At 60.2% G+C, this 573-nt stretch carries 1 protein-coding gene; it reads right to left on the reverse strand.

Translation table 11 applies throughout. From position 1 onward, the window contains the following. On the reverse strand, nucleotides 1-573 hold a 573-nt coding region (locus tag DWV32_RS10090), incomplete at both ends, for an ATP-binding cassette domain-containing protein (protein ID WP_117758047.1).

A 573-nucleotide genomic window follows, 5' to 3' on the forward strand; every position in this document is an offset into this window, starting at 1 on the left:
CGTCCCCGCGCCACCTCGCTGCGCATCGCGTCGCAGGAGGTTTTCCGCTTTCCCGGATCGAGGCCGTTCAGCGGTTCATCGAGGATAAGGTACGGGCAATCGGTCGATATCGCCATGGCAAGCTTTACCTGCTGCTTCATTCCTGTCGAGAGTTTACGGGTCGGCTTGTCGAGATATGGGGAGATTCCGAGGGAGCTGCAGAGCGAGTCGATGTCGGTGGCCGATTTCCACGCCTCCCTAACGAAAGCAAGGTGCTCGAGGGCCGATAGCGTGGGATAGAGATCCGCGCTGCCCGAAGAGCTCAGGTAGACGAGTTCTGCAAATTCGGCTGATCGACGTTGGCTGATTCCGTCTGCCGCCAGGCTTCCCGAGCGGATACGGGTGGGAAATTGGCCCGACAGCGCTTCAAGAAGGGTGGTTTTCCCCGAGCCGTTGGGAGCAATGAGGCCCGCCGCCGTTCCCGGGCTCAAGAAAAGCGATCCGATTGAAAGTATCGTCGTGCTTCCGTATCCCACGCTCACGTCCAGAAGCTCGAGCCCATGGCGCTTTTTCGCGGGTCCAGGCTGTTTGGGC

The sequence above is a fragment of the Collinsella sp. AF04-24 genome (genome assembly GCF_003465685.1).
Lineage (GTDB): Bacteria > Actinomycetota > Coriobacteriia > Coriobacteriales > Coriobacteriaceae > Collinsella > Collinsella aerofaciens_AP.